Source organism: Veillonella nakazawae, from assembly GCF_013393365.1.
GTDB classification, from domain to species: Bacteria; Bacillota; Negativicutes; order Veillonellales; family Veillonellaceae; genus Veillonella; species Veillonella nakazawae.
On sequence record NZ_AP022321.1, the window covers coordinates 1,832,355 to 1,848,757 of the forward strand.

The 16,403-nt window shown below is 40.4% G+C and carries 13 protein-coding genes; 2 read left to right on the plus strand and 11 right to left on the minus strand.

The genetic code is table 11. From position 1 onward, the window contains the following. Window positions 1–35: 35 nt before the first annotated feature. The 5 genes from gltB to VEIT17_RS08530 form a co-directional block, all read right to left on the minus strand. On the minus strand, window positions 36–4,619 hold the full coding sequence (gene gltB, locus VEIT17_RS08510; RefSeq protein WP_178885647.1) for a glutamate synthase large subunit: 4,584 nt from the start codon (window positions 4,617–4,619) through the stop codon (window positions 36–38). Window positions 4,620–5,053: 434 nt separating this feature from the next. After that, window positions 5,054–5,923: an RluA family pseudouridine synthase gene (locus VEIT17_RS08515; protein WP_178885649.1), complete on the minus strand. Its 870-nt coding sequence runs from the start codon at window positions 5,921–5,923 to the stop codon at window positions 5,054–5,056. A 1-nt stretch (window position 5,924) separates the two neighbouring features. Then, window positions 5,925–7,118 (minus strand): GNAT family N-acetyltransferase, encoded by a 1,194-nt coding sequence (locus tag VEIT17_RS08520; protein WP_178885652.1) that lies wholly within the window; start codon window positions 7,116–7,118, stop codon window positions 5,925–5,927. 144 nt (window positions 7,119–7,262) lie between these two features. Then, window positions 7,263–8,198 carry a DUF2156 domain-containing protein gene (locus tag VEIT17_RS08525; protein WP_178885654.1) on the minus strand — a complete coding sequence of 312 codons (936 nt, stop codon included), beginning with the start codon at window positions 8,196–8,198 and terminating at the stop codon, window positions 7,263–7,265. A gap of 52 nt (window positions 8,199–8,250) precedes the next feature. Further along, window positions 8,251–9,366 (minus strand): efflux RND transporter periplasmic adaptor subunit, encoded by a 1,116-nt coding sequence (locus VEIT17_RS08530; RefSeq protein WP_178885656.1) that lies wholly within the window; start codon window positions 9,364–9,366, stop codon window positions 8,251–8,253. A gap of 111 nt (window positions 9,367–9,477) precedes the next feature. Between VEIT17_RS08530 and VEIT17_RS08535 the strand changes: the two genes are divergently transcribed. Then, entirely contained in the window at window positions 9,478–10,329 is an 852-nt protein-coding gene (locus VEIT17_RS08535; RefSeq protein ID WP_178885658.1) for an aldo/keto reductase, read from the plus strand. A 79-nt stretch (window positions 10,330–10,408) separates the two neighbouring features. Here VEIT17_RS08535 and VEIT17_RS08540 read toward each other — a convergent pair whose 3' ends face one another. The 3 genes from VEIT17_RS08540 to VEIT17_RS08550 all read right to left on the minus strand — a co-directional run bounded on the left by VEIT17_RS08540 (window position 10,409) and on the right by VEIT17_RS08550 (window position 12,813). Then, window positions 10,409–10,747 (minus strand): branched-chain amino acid transporter permease, encoded by a 339-nt coding sequence (locus tag VEIT17_RS08540; protein WP_105085048.1) that lies wholly within the window; start codon window positions 10,745–10,747, stop codon window positions 10,409–10,411. Then, window positions 10,740–11,405, minus strand: coding sequence for an AzlC family ABC transporter permease (locus VEIT17_RS08545; protein WP_178886042.1), 666 nt, complete (start codon window positions 11,403–11,405; stop codon window positions 10,740–10,742). Before VEIT17_RS08545 ends, VEIT17_RS08540 begins: the two co-directional genes overlap by 8 nt. 241 nt (window positions 11,406–11,646) lie before the next feature. Then, window positions 11,647–12,813 carry an iron-containing alcohol dehydrogenase gene (locus VEIT17_RS08550; protein WP_178885660.1) on the minus strand — a complete coding sequence of 389 codons (1,167 nt, stop codon included), beginning with the start codon at window positions 12,811–12,813 and terminating at the stop codon, window positions 11,647–11,649. Between the two features lie 253 nt (window positions 12,814–13,066). Here VEIT17_RS08550 and VEIT17_RS08555 point away from each other — a divergent pair, with 253 nt between their 5' ends. Beyond that, window positions 13,067–13,885, plus strand: coding sequence for a MetQ/NlpA family ABC transporter substrate-binding protein (locus tag VEIT17_RS08555; RefSeq protein ID WP_178885662.1), 819 nt, complete (start codon window positions 13,067–13,069; stop codon window positions 13,883–13,885). Between the two features lie 109 nt (window positions 13,886–13,994). Here the strand turns inward: VEIT17_RS08555 and VEIT17_RS08560 are convergent, their stop codons facing one another. The 3 genes from VEIT17_RS08560 to VEIT17_RS08570 form a co-directional block, all read right to left on the minus strand. After that, complete coding sequence (locus VEIT17_RS08560; protein ID WP_242013293.1) at window positions 13,995–14,849, minus strand: IS3 family transposase; 855 nt, start codon at window positions 14,847–14,849, stop codon at window positions 13,995–13,997. After that, window positions 14,813–15,382: a helix-turn-helix domain-containing protein gene (locus VEIT17_RS08565; protein ID WP_242013241.1), complete on the minus strand. Its 570-nt coding sequence runs from the start codon at window positions 15,380–15,382 to the stop codon at window positions 14,813–14,815. The genes VEIT17_RS08560 and VEIT17_RS08565 overlap by 37 nt, the downstream gene beginning before the upstream one ends. Window positions 15,383–15,478: 96 nt before the next feature. Further along, window positions 15,479–16,294 (minus strand): nitroreductase family protein, encoded by an 816-nt coding sequence (locus tag VEIT17_RS08570; RefSeq protein ID WP_178885664.1) that lies wholly within the window; start codon window positions 16,292–16,294, stop codon window positions 15,479–15,481. Between the last annotated feature and the right edge of the window lie 109 nt (window positions 16,295–16,403).

The following is a 16,403-nucleotide window of genomic DNA, read 5'->3' on the forward strand; positions in this document are numbered from 1 at the left end:
TATGTCTTATCTAAAGGATACAGTTAGATTAGAAATTATTTTGCATATTTTTCTTTGAATGCAGCTAATTGTGCTTCTTCCAAGGATAAGCCTTGTTCTTTATAGCGTTCAATAGCAGCGTGCATTTCTTCATATGCTACAGGTACAACTTTTGTAAATCTGTTTACAAAGTTATTCCAGTTTTCAAGGATGTGACGGCCTTTAGAGGAGTTAGTATGTAATACGTGTTGTTCTACTAATTCTTTAATGCGTTTAAGGTCATCATTATTAGCAGGACGTAATTCTACGAGGCCTGTATTTACATAGCGTTCATCACAATCGAGGATGTATGCATAGCCACCGGACATACCTGCTGCGAAGTTACGGCCGATTTTACCGAGTACAAGAACTTCGCCACCAGTCATGTATTCACAACCATGGTCGCCTAAGCCTTCCACAACAGCAGTGATACCACTGTTACGAACAGCGAAACGTTCACCAGCTACACCGTTAATGTAGGCTGTACCAGATGTGGCACCATAGAAGGCAACGTTACCGATAAGGATGTTTTCGTCCGCTTCGAAAATGGATTTCTTAGGCGGATATACAGTGATTGTACCACCGGACAAGCCTTTACCGAGGTAATCGTTCGCATCACCTTCAAGTTCTAATGTCATGCCTTTAGGAATGAAAGCACCAAAGGATTGGCCTGCAGAACCTTCAAAGTTCAACTTGATTGTGTTATCTGGCAAACCGCTTTCACCATAACGACGTGTCACCTCAGAACCAACCAAGGTACCTACAACACGGTTAATGTTGTTGATAGCCAATTTAGCGCGAATTGGTTTTTGATCCTCAATGGCAGGACGGCACATACGCAAGAGCTTGGACATGTCCAATGTGCGTTCCAATTCGTGATCTTGGTCAATCATATGTATATGACCTACAGATGCATCGATGTATGGGTGGAACAATACGCGTTTAAGGTCAACGCGAGACAATTTGAAGTTATCGTCTTGAGATTTTTGACGAACAAGGTCGATACGGCCTACAAGTTCAGCTACGGAGCGTATGCCTAAGCGAGCCATAATTTCACGCAATTCACGAGCGATGAAGATCATCAAGTTTTCTACGTACTCAGGTTTACCTGTAAAACGAGCACGCAATTTTTCATCTTGTGTCGCTACGCCATAAGGGCATGTGTTGAGGTTACATACACGAGCCATTTTACAGCCTACAGCAACGAGTGGTAATGTACCGAAACCAAATAACTCAGCGCCAAGCATAGCCGCAACAGCTACGTCAAAACCAGTCATCAATTTGGAGTCTACTTCCAATTTAACGCGGTCACGCAATCTGTTGAGCATCAATGTTTGATGTGTTTCGGACAAGCCTAATTCCCAAGGCACACCAGCGTGTTTTACAGATGTACGGCCTGCCGCACCTGTACCACCATCGTAACCCGAGATTAAGATATTGTCTGCTTTTGCTTTCGCAACGCCAGCAGCGATAGTACCTACGCCAGCTTCAGATGTTAATTTAACGGAAATGCGAGCATCTTTGTTAACGCATTTCAAATCGTAAATCAACTCAGCCAAGTCTTCGATGGAGTAAATATCATGATGTGGTGGTGGAGATACGAGTTCAACGCCTGGAGTGGAGTGACGAGCTTTCCCGATTTCAGGGTATACTTTCTTACCTGGCAATTGACCACCTTCGCCTGGTTTAGCACCTTGTGCGCATTTAATTTGCAACTCTTTTGCATGAATGAGGTAATTTGCAGTTACACCGAAACGGCCAGATGCAATTTGTTTTACTTCGGAGTTCATGCTGTCGCCATTTGGCAATGGTTTGAAACGAGCTACGTCTTCGCCACCTTCACCAGAGTTAGATGTAGAACCAAGACGGTTCATAGCGATAGCAATCGTTTCATGAGCCTCTTTACTGATGGCACCATAACTCATAGCACCCGCTTTAAAGCGTTTTACGATGGATTCTTCTGGTTCAACCTCTTCGATAGGAATACCGCCGCCCACTGGGTAGTTCAATTCCATCAAAGAACGCAATGTTACATGGTAATCTTTGCGAATCGCTTTAGAGTATTCTTTATATTTTGCGTAATCACCGTTGATAAGGGATTCTTGTAAAAGATCAATTGTTTTAGGGTTGAACAAATGCTCTTCCCCATCTTTTACAGGGCCATACCAACCACCTGGTTCAAGCACAGATTCGTCGGATTTGAAAGCACGGTCATAACGAGCTAATGCTTCATTGGCAACGCCTACAAGACCAATACCGCCAATACGTGTTGGTGTATTTACGAAGAACTTATTAATAAAGTTGGTGTTCAAGCCCAAAGCTTCGAAGATTTGTGCACCATGGTAAGAACGAACTGTGGAGATACCCATTTTGGACATAACCTTCATAATGCCGCCTACAGCTGCTTTAATGTAGTTCTTTTCTGCTTGTTCAGGTGTAATATCACCAAGACGTTTACGAGCTTGTAAATCGCGTACAGTTTCAAGAGCCAAGTAAGGATTGATAGCTGTTACACCATAACCGATCAATGTACAGAAATGATGTACTTCGCGAGGCTCACCAGATTCGAGGATAAGACCAATTTCTGTGCGCAATACTTTTCTAATTAAGTGATTATGAACAGCTGCTACAGCTAACAACGCTGGAATTGGTGCATGATTTTCATCAACTCCACGGTCGGATAAAATCAATACATTTTGCTCTGTACGTGCTGCTTCTTCGGCTTTTTCGCACAATTCAGTCAACGCATCACGCAAGCCATCTGCACCCTTAGTTGGGTCGAAGAGGATTGGTAATGTAACAGATTTCATTCGACGGCAGTCTAGAGCCTTAATGGACGCCAATTCTTGATTTGTAAGAATTGGTGTACGCATGGACAACGCATAGGTACCAGCTTTATTAGGATCTGTTAAGTTACCAGAGTTACCAAGCATAACACGAGTAGATGTAACCATTTCCTCACGAATAGAGTCGATTGGAGGATTTGTTACTTGCGCGAACATTTGCTTGAAGTAGCTGTATAACAATTGTGGTTTATCAGACAAGATAGCAAGTGGAGCATCGGCACCCATGGCACCTACAGGGTCTTTACCATCTTTTGCCATAGGTACGATCATACGTACAAGATCTTCTTGAGTATACCCAAAAGCTTGTTGCTTTTTGAACAAATCGTCTACTTTTGGAATATCGCTTTCATCAGCTTGCGTAATTTCAGACAAGTGGATAACATGTTCTTTTACCCATTCATCATATGGCAATTCAGTAGCAACGCGTTGTTTGATTTCTTCGTCAGAAATAATGCGTTGTTCCTCTGTATCGATGAGAAGCATTTTGCCTGGTTCCAAGCGACCTTTAGCGCGAATATTTTCAGCGTTTTCGTTTACTACACCCACTTCGGATGCCATAATAACACGATCATCAGTTGTTACATAGTAACGAGCAGGACGCAAACCATTACGGTCAAGTACGCCACCGATAACAGTACCATCAGTGAAGCCCATAGCGGCAGGACCATCCCATGGTTCCATCATGAAGCTATTGAACTCATAGAAGTCATGTTTTTCTTGGCTCATGAGATTATTGCGTTCCCAAGGTTCAGGAATCATCATCATAATCGCATGAGGCAAGGAACGACCTGTCATGTGCAAGAATTCCAATGTGTTGTCGAACATAGCGGAGTCAGAACCGCTGTCATCTACTACAGGGAATACTTTTTTAATATCTGGGAATAATGGAGATTCCGCTTTACCTTCACGAGCATTGATCCAGTTTACGTTACCACGGATTGTGTTGATTTCACCATTATGCACTAAGAAACGGTTAGGATGCGCCCGAGCCCAGCTTGGGAATGTATTCGTACTGAAACGAGAGTGAACCATAGCCAATGCAGATGTAAAGTCAAGGTCACTCAAGTCAAGATAGAAGTCACGCAATTGACCAGGTGTTAACATACCTTTATATACGATTGTTTTAGAGGACAAGGATGCAATATAGAAATCACTAGATAATTCCTTGCTCAATGGAACAATGCGTTTTTCTGCTAATTTACGAATAATATATAATTTACGTTCAAATTCTTTATTATTAGTTACGTCTGGGCCTTTACCGATGAGGATTTGAATCATCCAAGGGCGGATAGCAGCTGCTTCTTTACCAACCTTTGTACCATCAACTGGCACTTCGCGCCAACCAAGAACAACTTGGCCTTCTTCGCGTACAACCTCTTCGAAAATGCGTTTTTGCTCGTTACGGAGGCTTTCATATTTATGGGCAAATATCATACCTACGCCGTACTCACCAGCTGCAGGCAAGTTAATACCAAGCACTTCGCATTCGCGTTTAAAGAACTCATGTGGAATTTGTACTAAAATACCGGCACCATCCCCTGTGTCCTTATCGGCACCAGCACCACCACGGTGTTCAAGGCGCTCTAAAATACGCAAACCATCATCGATAATATCGTGGGATTTTTTACCTTTAATATTAACGACAAAGCCCATGCCGCACGCATCCTTTTCAAATTGGCTGCTGTACATACCATTAGCTTCTAGTCTAGCTTGATCTAGACGTTGTTGCTCGATTGTGCTCTGATTCCTATCCATAACGTGCACTCCTTCATATCACTTGATCAATCCAAGCTCTGCGGCATCGTTCCGTTCGGTCTTGGTGAAAGTATAAACTATAAACTACTTCTAAAGAATCCATTCTGTAGTGATATTATCGGCTGTGACCGTCCATAACCTCATCTAAGTTTTAAATTCTATAGAATTTTTGTCTATACATAGTATACTCCTGTCCACTGTGAATTGAAAATATAAAAAAAACATAGTCTATGACTTTAAGTCATAGACTATGCGTTTTTATCACTATTGTTTTTTGTATACACGAATACACAATCATCAATTGAGCTTTTTTTGTTTTACGTGGCACGCTCTGTGACCACATCTAACGATTGAGCTTTCTTTATTTTACGTGGCATGCTCTATGACCACATCATCATATAAATTATAATTGATGAAAATTAGAAAAGCAATTATTACTTTTCATGTCCAAAGTCATCCCCTACTTCACAGTTTACCGTTATAGGCTCGTCCTTACCATAGGGTACAAAGGTGAGTTCTGACGCATGTAAGCATTGACGTGTAAAAGGTTTATTGCGTGTCCCATACATGGCATCTCCCACAATAGGATGACCAATGTGTTCCATGTGCACGCGGATTTGATGTGTTCTGCCGGTTAATAACTTGAACTTCAATAGCGTATGTTCGCCTTCGTGACCAAGAACGGTATATTCCGTTTGAGCTGGTTGACCAAATTCATCGATAACACGACGATTATCAAATACTGGATCTACACCGATAGGTGCATCGACAACACCATCTGAGTCAATGCGACCTTCTACAAGGCCAGTATAGATGCGATCGATACGACCAGCTTGTAATTCATCAGTGTAATATTGCTGAGCTTCCTTTGTTTTACCAAAGAGAATACAACCAGATGTATCTCGGTCAAGGCGATGTACAGGACGCACCTTATGCACTACACCTTTTTTCGCATAGTATCCAGCCACATAGTTACTCAATGTACCATATTTAGTTTGTCCTGCAGGATGAACAAGCATGAATGGAGCTTTATTAACCACCAAGGTATGAGCATCTTCGTAGAGCACGGTAATAGGCCCTTTCTCTACATCGACACCATAGTCTTTATCCTGTGGTAGTTCCAATGTTAATACATCACCCTTTTTGAGGGAACGCTGGGAATGGGCTACACGGCTATTTACTTTCACCCGTTTCTTGCGGAACATCATTTGAATATCTCGAGAGGATAATGAAAAGCGTTCCTTTACATATTTAGAGACCGTCAATTCTGTCGGTTCTTTCACCGTATACGTTTTCCAGCTCATATTACCACCATTCGTTAATATATGTTTTTTGTTCAGGATAGAGAATATCGAAGAATTCTAGCCATTCCTCATTAGCTGAAAGTTTACCTTCAAAAGCAAGATCACGAGCGGTTAATGTGCCCATTAAGAGTTGGCTCAAAGCACCGACTTCAACAGTAATATCTACGTCCCCATCTAATGTGTCAGACACCTTTTTAACAGATGGTGTCAATGCACCGCCATATTGGACTTCATAGCACCCTTCATTCCACTCACAAAGGCTATCTTTTACACCAAAGGTCATTGTAATAGGCATCATCAAAGCCTCTGGGTTTACAGGAATGGCTTCGAAAGCAGTTTTCACATCCACAATACGGCTCATCATGTACGGCATTGTGGAATGTCCGCTTTTACCATCTGGATAGAAGCGATAGTATGTATCATGAAGGCCCTCATTCCAACGAATAGTAGTACCTTGAGAACGGTGGTTATAGAAGTAGTTCAACAATGCTCGTTGTGCACGACGTGTAGTATAGACTAATTCGGATACGGGAATTTCTGGTTGACCTAAGCGATATACCGCATAGCCTTCAATACTCCCTTCATCATTGCGCACTACAGCGATATTCACGCCTTCCGCAAAGAAGCTGCCGAGCAAGCGTTTCCATTCCTTTTCACCGCGCTCTGCATAACCAGAAAGACGGGCTGTATATGTTTTATATACAGGATCAAGCAATGTCCATTGGTCAACGCTGTTAAGTAAACCAAAGCTCAAGGATTTATCAGTCATAGGGCGCAAGTCCTCAAGAGACATAGCGTTCACCCATTGATGAGCATAGAGTTCCCAACCATATTGTTGGTAGAATGCAGCCTTGGAAGGCATCAAAATCGTCAATGCTTGACCTCGATTGCGAAGTTCTTCAAGAGAAGCCTTTAACAACGCACCACCTACGCCACCACGACGAGCCGCTGGATGTGTGGCTACACCAACCATATAGCTTGTAGGCAATACAGCACCACGAACATTGATATTATATTGACGCAAATGAACGGTACTCAATAATTGATCTTGTTCAAGACCAACCATTGTATTTTCTAGTTCATAGCAATTTGTAAAGTAATATTGGAAGAATGGATCTTCCTTTGGTTCAAAGCAGTACGCCCATAGATTTTCCACATGTGGCGTATCTTGAGCCGTTGCAATTCTATATTCCATAAGTATATCCTCGTTATAGTATAAAAACCACGCTCTATCTGTGGCATCACCATGATGATACAAAATATAATCAAATAGATAGGCTAACACTTCTATTATAACAAAAATGAGCTATGAAGCACATCGGCTTCATAGCTCAGATTTTTATTTACCGCCTGTTGCATTATCTGCTTCATTAGCATATACTGCGTCATATTTTTCAGCAAAATGATCTGGATTATAAGATTCTTTTGCTTGGCGAAGACCAGGTAAGCCCATGTCTTCTTCACGGTTGATGAATTCTACTTCGCTAAATTCATGACGAATGAATTCATTATTGATTGCTTGATACAAACCACGGATATCTGGATTTGCTTTTTCAATGTGAATCAATGCCATTTTATCATTCAATAATTCACCGATACTGAAAGCTTCAACGCGGCCAAACAATTTGATGGCGCCACCTTTAAGGCCTAGTGTTTCCCAATTATCGAATAATAAGTTAATAGCAACCAATTCATCTTCGATACCTTCTTCATGATGAGTTTCTACCCAAGATGCTGCTGTTTCGCGGCACAATGGAATGATATCTTCTGTAATTGGCATATATTCATAGTTAGAATATTGCATGCGGAATTGGTTCAAATGGTTTTTCTTTTGACGGAACTTCTTACCAGATAAGTTGATAAGATCTTCAGATTTGTAAATGTATTCGTAGTTGTCGCGGTCAGGTGTAAATTCATAACGACCAGGACATAACTCTTCCATACGCTCTTTTACAACTTTGCTAATACCTTTGAAACGGAATGGCAAATTATTTTCTACGAACCATTCTTTAGCGCGTAACAAACCATCTAGGAACTTTGCATCTTTACCGGCAAACGGAGGCAATAGGAATGGTTCACGTTTACCGCCACCTTGGATGTACAATACACCGTTTTCCTCAGCCCAACGAATACCATACGCATCTTGCCACATAAATAATGTAGTAAAGCAATTATCAGATGCTTCATAATGATGTTGTTCAAAATATTTGTCGATTAATGGTTTGTCTCTTAGTTCAAAACGTTTAAATTCTAAAATAATAATCCCTCCTATCAAATTCCTCGGTCGAGGTATTTACCATGGGTACCTATAACCACATGGTCGTTCATTATAATTTAACAGATTCGCCTAATTCAAAGTTTCCGTCGGTTGTAATTACCTTATCGCCTTCGTTTAGGCCTGAAATAATTGCTACATTATCGTCTTCTGTCATACCGACCTCAACGACACGTACGTCAACCGTATTATTTTCAGTCAATACATATACATATTTGCCGTCTTGGTTTTCGCGAACCGCTTTGCTTGGTACAGTGAGCATCTTCGCTTTTATATCTGACTCGATGATGAGCGTATAGAACTCGCCAGCCTTGATAAGGCCTTTGTCATTGTTGAAAGTAGCTTTCACAAGAACGCTTGGCACATTTTCTGGCTGAGTCACATCTACATATGTCAATTCACCTGGTAACTCTTGGTCACCTACCTTGAGGAGTACCTTAATACCCTTTTTAGCATCTGGTGTACCCAATTTCATCGCCGCATCACGAGGGATGCTAAGGGAAGCTACCATTGGTGTAGATTGCTGAATCATCATGAACGGACGATCTGCAATGGCCATTTGACGGTCTTCATTGTAAATAGCAGTCACTGTACCAGCTATAGGCGCTACGATTGTAGATGCTGCCATTTGTGCAGATACTTGAGCAATTTGAGCTTGGATGGCTGCCGTATTGGCACCACCGCCGCCACCAGTTGTTACCGTCGTAGTTTGTGGCTGAGACCGCTCTACAATGCGATCATATTCTTTTTGAGTAATCATACCCGCTTCGCGCATCTTTTGAGCTTGTGCTAATTGACCACTATCTACAGATGCTGCCGTCGTAGTCGTCACAGATGTCGCATAGGATTGAGCTTGCGCTTGCGATAACTGACCTTGTAAGGATGCTAGCTGTTGCTGTAAAGCCGATGTATCTACAGTGGCCAAGGTTTGACCTTGTTGTACTTGGTCGCCTACTTTTACAGCATACGCGACCTGCCCTGTCAACGTCGGTGTTACCGTCGCCTTGTTAAGGGCTGTTACATTGGCATCATTATGGATCTGTAGCGGCATATCCTTGTATGTTACATCAGCAACGGATACAGTTTTCGTACCGCAACCAGCGACGGCCAAGGCCATCATTACAACACCAAGCATAGCAACTACAGAATAGAATCGATTTAATTTCATTCTGTCACTTCCTGTCATATTGATTTTTATCAATACCTTAGTATATCATAAAATCAATTAGAATTGTATGAAAGCTAATTCCTTTAATTTATGGATATAACGGAGGTTCTTATGGAAGAACGGATGGACTTTAGAATATTAAATAACGGCAGCTTCATTCCCTCTATCGGTTATGGCACTTATAAAACAGGCACAGAAGGAGAAACGGAGCAAGCCGTTTGTAATGCACTTGGCGTAGGTTACCGCTTACTCGATACAGCCGCTTACTACGGTAACGAAGAAGCCGTTGGTAGAGGTATCAAAGCATCTGGCGTTAATCGTACAGATATCATTATTACTACAAAAATTTGGCACACCGACGCAGGCTACGATAATACAATGCGTGCTGTTGAAAGCTCCTTAAAAAAATTAGACACTAATTATATCGACATTATGCTCGTACATCAACCTTTGGGTGATTACTACGGTTCTTGGCGCGCTATGGAGGAGTTATACGACCAAAATGTATTGCGTGGTCTAGGTCTCTCTAACTTTTACGAAGATCGCCTCATCGACTTGCTATATCACTGTAATGTAAAACCTGTGGTGAACCAAATCGAGTGCCACCCATTTAACCAACGTCAGTCCTTATTACAATTAATGCGTAAACATCAAGTAGTAGGCATGGCGTGGTCTCCATTTACTCGTGATCGCCAACCAATTTTCGACCATCCTATCATCAAGAGCTTGGCTGAAAAGTACGGCGTTAGCAAACACCAAATCATCTTACGTTGGCACATCCAACGCGGCATCATTCCATTGCCAAAGGCAAATAATGTAAGCCACATGGAAGCTAACTTTGATGTATTCGACTTCAAGCTTACTAACATCGACATGGACGTTATGGAATTATTAGATCAACAAGACTTCTTGGAAGACCACCACACTGCACTAGGTTTAGAAAGATTATTACAATTAAAATAGAATATAAAAATAAAACCACTTATATCATCTTCCTTTAGGAATAGATATAAGTGGTTTATTTAATTTATTATACTTTATTCTATTTAGGTACATTAAATACGGCTTGTATAAGTATCATATAGATAACTGTTCCTGCCGCAATCGATACGAGCATATTACGTTTCCATAAATGTAATCCTACCGTAACTAGTAAGGCAATAAGCTCAGGAATACCATATGGATACGATAAAACAACGGTCTCCTTAAAGGTATATACCACAAGCATACCCATAACGGCAGCCGGCAAAGCCTTGCCTAAAAAGAGCACAAAATCCGGCGCCTTTTTTCCTGGTGGAAACACGAGGAAAGCTCCAAAACGAGTAAGTAATGTACCTGCCACAACAATAGCAACAGTAATGACCATTTCTGTACTAGTCAAGATGTACACCTCCCCACTTGTACGCAATATAGCAGGCTACCAACATACAGCTCATAGATAAAAGCATAAAGAGTGATTTTCCCACCAACAAGAGCATCACGATCGCCATAGCTGCACCAGCTACACCAAAGGCTCTAATTTTGTTATTCTTTGCATTAAGTAGCATTTCAAGGAATACCACAATGAATAGTCCAGGTAATACAAAGTCAATGCCTCGTAAATCTACAGCAGCCAATAGATTACCAAATAAACCGCCTATAAAGGTACTAAATACCCAGAATACATAGTTGAGCCAAGACACGTGGAAATAAAACCACTTTTCATCTACATCATCAGGCAATTTTGTAGCCATATTAATAGCAAAGCTTTCATCACACATCCAAGCTACGGTAGGGAACCATTTCCATCCCATATGTACATATTTCTGCAGCGCAGATAGACCATAGAAGAAGTGGCGGCCATTGACGAACATGGTCAAAACAAAAGCGTTTAACGGATCAAAGCCCGCCATAAGCATGCCAATAGTTACGAATTCCATGGAACCTGCGAAAATAGTGGCTGCTAAAACAGGCGCCGTCCACCAAGGGAATCCTTGGCTCGTAGCATATAAACCAAATCCTAAGCCTATGAAAAAGAAACTTATGCCCATAGGAACCATGATAGGAAATGCAAAAGAAAAGGCACTTCGATGCTTTATGTCACTCAAAGGATTTTCTCCTTTCGAAATCATACATTATATATTATGTAAACGATAGTCAAAACTAATCTTAGTCCTCTTCTAGACGATAAAACTAATTTGAACAATAATAAAAGACACCATATGGTGTCTTTTATATAAGCTATTTTATTATACATTGTATATAATTAGTGTCAAATTTTGATGGCTTTAACCAAATGTATTATAAAGCGCGCGTTAAAATTTCACGAGCTACTTCTGGTGTTACATCGCCTTTTTCACCAAGTCGAGTCATGCCATGGTCTTCTAATTGTTTCACAACTTTATCAACTGCTTCTTCGCCTAGACCATAGTCTTTCAAATGTGTAGATACGCCAAGGGACTCGAAGAATTCACGCGTTTTAGCGATAGCCTCATCTGCTTTTTCTTCGTTTGTACCTTCTGTGATATGCCATACACGTGTAGCATATTGTGCCAATTTTTCAAGCTTGTCTGCTTTTTTCACTTCTAACAATGCAGGCAATACGATAGCTAATGTAATCCCATGGTCGAGATGGTACGCCGCAGTTAACTCATGACCGATAAGATGTGTTGCCCAGTCTTGTGGCACGCCGGCACCAATCAAGCCGTTTAATGCTAAGGTAGAGGCCCACACGTGGTTGGCACGAATATCGTAGTTTTCTGGATTTTCTACCGTTTCTTTGCCGATTTCAATCATAGTTTTTAAAATACCTTCACTAAAACGGTCTTGAATACGGCCCTCTACAGGATATGTTAAATATTGCTCTGTGGTATGCACAAAGGTATCAATAACACCATTCTTAACTTGTTTTTCAGGCAATGTGAAAGTCAATGTTGGATCGAGCATGGAGAACTTAGGGAATACTAAGCTACTGAACACAGGATATTTACCATCACCATAAGTAATAACGGCACCATTGTTCATTTCGGAACCCGTAGCAGGAAGTGTCATAACTGTACCAAATGGTAATGGATTTGGCACCATTTCCACTGGAACCGCTGGTACACCAGCTTTCATAACCTCAATAACAGGACCATCATAAGTAGCGCCCATAACGATAAGTTTTGTAGCGTCTACTACAGAACCGCCGCCTACAGCAAGAACGAAATCTACTCCATGTTCTTTAATGAAAGCTACCGCACGTTCACACGTTTCAAGAGATGGGTTTGGCTCAATACCGCCGAATTGCTCTACCTTACGATTACCAAGTGCCTTTACAATGCGGTCAATAAGACCACTGCGCACAGCAGATCCACCGCCGTAAGTAATAAGCACCTTTGCATCCTTTGGAACCAATGTATCTAATTCACCTAAACGATCTTTACCAAATACGATATGTGTAGGGTTATAAAAATCAAAGTTAAACATGGGGACCTCCTAAGTATTATGTTTGTATTCCACCATTTTAATTGTATAAAACTTATCTTTATTATATCATATTTCGATTTTTTTAGATATATCTAGATAACGCTACTTTCGATTACTTAATAACTCTACTTTACAATCATCGTAAAAGCCATAGTTTTAATCTATAGCCAACCCCTATATTTTTATCTATATACAAAACCCCATTTACATGATAGGATATATCCATTATATGTATATAGAAAGGGATGTTCACATGAAATTAAAAAAATTTATTGCCCCTCTTCTCGTTGGCGTTTTAGCATTCGCCATCGCAGGCTGTGGCACAAATACAAATCAATCTAGTCAGGCACCAAAGGAAATTAAAATCGGTGCTACTGCTGGTCCTCATGCTCAAGTTGCTGAAGCCGTTGCAAAAGAGGCTAAAAAACAAGGTATCGACCTTAAAGTTGTAGAGTTCTCCGATTATGTAACACCAGATAAAGCCCTCGCTGATGGCGACATTCAATTGAATGCGTACCAACACGTGCCATTTATGGAAAACTTTAACAAACAAAATGGTTCCAACTTAGTAGCAATCGGTAAAACTCTTTTAGTGCGTATGGGATTGTATAGTAATAGTGTACATAGCGTACAAGATGTACCTGAAGGCGCTACGGTTTCTATTCCAAATGACCCTACTAATGGTGGTCGTGCATTAGTATTATTAGCTAAAGCTGGATTAATTACGTTAAAAGATGGTGTCGGCTTCAAAGCAACTGTTGCAGATATCACATCTAACCCGAAAAATATAAAGATTCAAGAATTAGAAGCAGCTCAATTACCTCGTAGTCTAGATGATGTAACAATTGCAGTTATTCCAATGAATTATGTACAAAGTGCTGGCCTTAGTGTAGAAAAGCAAGGCTTCTTCTTCGAATCAAAAGATGAACCACTAACAGTCATCGTACTTGCGGTACGTAATGAAGACAAAGATAATGAAACTTACAAAAAAATTGCAGACATTTACAAATCTGATGCAATCAAACAATTCATCAACGATACTTTCAAAGGTAGCATTACATCTGCAAACTAATAAACAAGAACCGACCTCTATCAAATTAGAGGCCGGTTCTTTTATTTATAATGCCAAAAAGCGATACCCTAACTGATATGTACCCATTTTCCTGGACACATATTATTTACTAGCCTAAACACATGGATGCTTCCCTGTATTTTACAGGGGGCATCCATTTTGTTTTTTTCTGGATCCTTCTGTTGTTGTAATAGTTAATGTATTCTTCTATCGCTACTGCAAAAGCATTAAATGATGAATATTCTGTTTCAAAACCATAATATATTTCTGTTTTCAATCTACCAAAAAAGGTTTCCATCACAGAGTTATCATAACAATTTCCTTTTCGAGACATAGATTGAATAATACCGTGTTCTTTGAGTGTTCTCCTAAAGTACTTATGTTGGTATTGCCATCCTTGATCAGAATGGAGGATTAATCCTGAAAGATTCGTAAACTTCTTGAATGCCTTCTCTAACATACGAGAAATTTGTTCTAAGTTGGGCCTTAATGCTAAGTCATAAGCAATAATCTCATTCGTATTCATATCTAAAATAGGCGACAAATAGCATTTTCCCCACGAGAAATTAAATTGAGACACATCTGTAGTCCATTTTTGTAATGGTGCAGTTGTACTAAAATCTCTATTGACGATATTTTCTGCTACTTTACCGACTTTCCCTTTGTAAGAGTGATACTTTTCCTTCGGTCGCTTTCCTGCGAGTCCCATGCTATGCATAAGTCTTTGCACTCGTTTATGATTAACTACAAAACCTCGATTAAGAAGTTCTTGGTATACACGGCGTACACCATACCGACCTTTATGTTCTGTAAAAATCTTTTGAATTTCATCTTTTAGCTCTGTATTCCTTTTATCTACAAGATCTACTTTAGTAAGTTCAAAATAATAGGTAGATTTGGACATTGGCATAGCTTTCAAAAGATACTTTAGTTGATAGCCTTGTTGGCGGAGCATTTTGATGATCGCTGCTTTTTCGCCTTGAGTCGCGCAGCCTCTTTTTCTTCTCTCAAGGCAATCTCTTTTTTTATGACTTCATTTTCAGCTTTAATATAAGCATTTTCAGCTCGTAAGCGAATGAGTTCCTCATATTCACTCTCTTTGAGTTCTCGAGGTGAGATAGTCTTAGGTACTTTCATTTTGCAATCCTTTGGTGGTCGTCCTTTAGGTTTATTAATAAGACCATTGTATCCCAAAGTTTTGTATTTATGAACCCATTGATACAGTTGTCCAGAATTAATACCCGCTATAATAGCTACTGATCTTAAACCTTGACCTGAAAGAACTTGGCATACTAACTCAAATTTTTCTTTTGGAGACCAATACTTATTAGTCCCTCGACATTTATTAATGTCTGAACCATGAAGTCGTTCTAATTTAACCCAATCTCTTATTAGTTTATGAAATGTATCTGTCCTCACACCGTTAGGCGTCTTGGGCCATTCACCTTGATAGAATAATTCAATTGCTTTTCTTTTAAATTCATAACTATATCTCATGAAAATACCCCCTTTACTGGTTGTCCAGTAAAGGGGGTACATATCAAACTTTTTTTAGAGTATCGCTTTTATTTTATTCTTTAGTATCAATCACGTTTATTCTTCAGTATCGAATGTAACGTCCAATGGTTGGCGTTCCACAATATTGCGGTAACGAACCTTTGGATAGCCCATCAAGATACCACCAGCAATGATTTTATCCTCAGGTACACCTAATAGGTCCAATAATGGTTTATATTCTGCTTCTCCAGCATGTTCAAAGAAGCCTGCCCAACAAGTGCCTAAACCTAATGCTGGTGCATACAACTCTGCATAAGACAAGCAAGAATGACCACTATCGTGAGTACGATGAATATCCTTTTTAGAACCGATAGCCACTACTAACGCAGGCGCATCGCGCAAGATATATTCCTTACCTTTATCCACTTCAGCTTGTGCTGCACGAGCATAAAGACGCATAATGGGCACAGTTTTTGCAGCTAAATGCATCCACTCAAGAACGAGATCTGCAATGCGGCGCAACTTTTGTTTATCCCGAACAACAATATAGGAAATACCTTGTGTATTTGTCGCTGTTGGAGCCATTCTCGCAACGTTTAATACCTTGCGAATAAGCTCAGCAGGAACTGGTTTATTTTGATAATTACGAATAGAGCGACGGCTGCGTAAGAATAACTCAGCTTGCTCTGGTGTTAATTTTTGTTCTTTTGTGATATCAATTTGCTCTTTACGTGGTGTCATATCACTATCAAGAGCAAGTGTAGGGCATACAGAAATACAATGCCCACAGGAGATACAACCTCCTTTGCCAGTTACAGGCCCATTTTCGGACATCACTAGCAAGCCTGTCGGACAGTCAGCTACGCAAAGGCCGCATCGTGTACAGACTTCTGTATTGACGGTAAATAACATCTGATAAATCCTCCAAAAACTACTATAAAATTTATTATAACACAATTAATCGAGGGTTATCTAGGCGACGTACTCTTTTGAAAATCAACCAACCTATTTTGATGGGGCC

Coding starts and splice junctions, on each gene's coding strand:
- VEIT17_RS08535 (WP_178885658.1), top strand. CDS start 9,478: ATGGAAGAACGGATGGACTTTAGAATATTAAATAACGGCAGCTTCATT.
- VEIT17_RS08520 (WP_178885652.1), bottom strand. CDS start 7,118: ATGGAATATAGAATTGCAACGGCTCAAGATACGCCACATGTGGAAAAT.
- VEIT17_RS08555 (WP_178885662.1), top strand. CDS start 13,067: ATGAAATTAAAAAAATTTATTGCCCCTCTTCTCGTTGGCGTTTTAGCA.
- VEIT17_RS08530 (WP_178885656.1), bottom strand. CDS start 9,366: ATGAAATTAAATCGATTCTATTCTGTAGTTGCTATGCTTGGTGTTGTA.
- VEIT17_RS08570 (WP_178885664.1), bottom strand. CDS start 16,294: ATGTTATTTACCGTCAATACAGAAGTCTGTACACGATGCGGCCTTTGC.
- VEIT17_RS08515 (WP_178885649.1), bottom strand. CDS start 5,923: ATGAGCTGGAAAACGTATACGGTGAAAGAACCGACAGAATTGACGGTC.
- VEIT17_RS08545 (WP_178886042.1), bottom strand. CDS start 11,405: ATGGTTCCTATGGGCATAAGTTTCTTTTTCATAGGCTTAGGATTTGGT.
- VEIT17_RS08550 (WP_178885660.1), bottom strand. CDS start 12,813: ATGTTTAACTTTGATTTTTATAACCCTACACATATCGTATTTGGTAAA.
- VEIT17_RS08565 (WP_242013241.1), bottom strand. CDS start 15,382: ATGAGATATAGTTATGAATTTAAAAGAAAAGCAATTGAATTATTCTAT.
- gltB (WP_178885647.1), bottom strand. CDS start 4,619: ATGGATAGGAATCAGAGCACAATCGAGCAACAACGTCTAGATCAAGCT.